We start from the raw sequence: 1,691 nt of genomic DNA on the forward strand, positions 1-1,691 counted from the left end.
GGCACCCGGCGTCGCCGCTCGGGCCGCGCCGGCAGCGCGGGCAGCACGGTGACCGTCGCGTCCGGGGCCGGTGCGCCGGGGGGCGCGTCGTCAGGGGCCTCGACGTCGGCGGGCGAGAGCCCCGCCAACGCGGCGTCGAGCCGGGCGGCGACGTCGGTCGGCAGGGGACCGGGGTCGGGCAGTGCCCGCAGCGCGGCGCGCACGGCGAGCGCGGGACCGTCGAGGTCGGGCTCGTCGCCCTCGGGCACGGCGAGACGGGGGTCGCGCGGCTGATCGGTCACGCGCGTCCTCCCTCGGTCGTCGTCGGGCGTGCGCCCTGCACCGGTCGGACGCCGGGGTCGGCCTCACGGTTCCGCTCGGCGCCGGGTGCGTGCTGGGCGAGCAGCGGCGCGAGCGCGGTGCGGCCCCGGGCGCAGCGCGATTTCACCGTGCCCTCGGGCACCTCGAGCACCGCCGCCGCCTCGGCGACCGACAGGCCGTGCACGTCGACGAGCACGAGGGCGGTGCGCTGGTGCTCGGGCAGGCGGTCGAGCGCGGCCCGGACGTCGAGGGCGGTGACGGTGGCCTCGTGCGCGTCGCGCGGGTCGGCCGGCTCGGCGTCCGGCAGCGGGACGGTGGGGCGGCGGCGGCGCACCCTGTCGATGCACGCGTTCACCACGATGCGGTGCAGCCAGGTGGTGACGGCGGCCTCGCCGCGGAAGCCGGCCGCCCGGCGGTACGCCGACAGCAGCGCGTCCTGCAGCGCGTCGGCCGCCTCCTCGCGGTCGCCGAGCGTGCGCACGGCCACCGCCCACAGCCGGTCGCGGTGCCGGCGCACGAGCTCGGCGAAGGCCTCCGGGTCGCCCGCGACGTGCCGGGCCAGCAGCTCGGCGTCGGGGACGGCGTCCGGGGCCGGGCCGGTCACCGCACCTGCACGTCGGCGACCTCGGCCCGGAACCCGCCGTCCATCGCGGCAGCCTGCGTGAACCAGACGACCAGCGTGTCGGCCTCGAACGGCTCGTCGGGCTCCAGCGTCACTGTGCCCGAGGCGTCCTGCTGCTCGGCGAGCACCTTCGACCCCAGGTCGTCGCCGTCGGCCGTGCGCAGCTGCACGGTCGACCCCTCGCCGCCGACGTCGACGACGACCTCCGACACCCGCTGCTCGCCGTCGAGCCGCAGCTGCAGGCCGACGCCGGGCTTCAGGCCGCCGAACGACGCCGACTTGTAGCGCTCCGACGTCCACGAGGTGCTGGGGTCGCCGTCGGTGGCCCTGTCGGCGTCGTCGTCCTTCTCCGAGCCGTCGCCGTCGGGGTCGAACCCGGTGGCCGAGGCGATCTCGATCGGGCCGCCCGTCGGGGTCTGGCTGGGGGTCTCGCTCGGGGTCTCGGTCGGCGTCGCGCTGGGCGTCGCCGTCGCGGACGGCGTGCGGCTGACCGTCGGTGCGGGCGCGGCACCGGTCGGGTCGCCGCCCAGACCGCTGAGGCCCTTCCAGGCGAGCAGCAGGAACACGACCACGAAGACGGCGACGACCACGATGACGGTGCGGCTCTGCCGCGGGTCGTCGTCGCCGCGCTCGGGACGCGGCCGCGCCGGGCGGTCGTCACCGTCGGCGAGGCCGAGCACGTCGCCCAGGCCGCCGAGCGCGACCGGGGCCTGCCGAGGGCGCCTCGGTGCGCGCGGGGCGGGCTGTGCCGGCGGTGCGTCGACGCCCG

1 protein-coding gene and 2 pseudogenes are annotated in these 1,691 nt (G+C 78.5%); all 3 read right to left on the reverse strand.

Features of this window, described 5'->3' with window-relative positions; genetic code table 11:
- Positions 1–281, reverse strand: a pseudogene (locus ACYVI6_RS18625) (hypothetical protein); the annotation flags it as partial.
- Complete coding sequence (gene sigM, locus ACYVI6_RS18630) at positions 278–904, reverse strand: RNA polymerase sigma factor SigM (protein WP_460447783.1); 627 nt, start codon at positions 902–904, stop codon at positions 278–280. The gene sigM and the pseudogene ACYVI6_RS18625, both read right to left, overlap by 4 nt.
- Positions 901–1,691 (reverse strand): annotated as a pseudogene (locus ACYVI6_RS18635) (hypothetical protein); the annotation flags it as partial. The gene sigM and the pseudogene ACYVI6_RS18635, both read right to left, overlap by 4 nt.

Source organism: Angustibacter aerolatus (genome assembly GCF_054776675.1).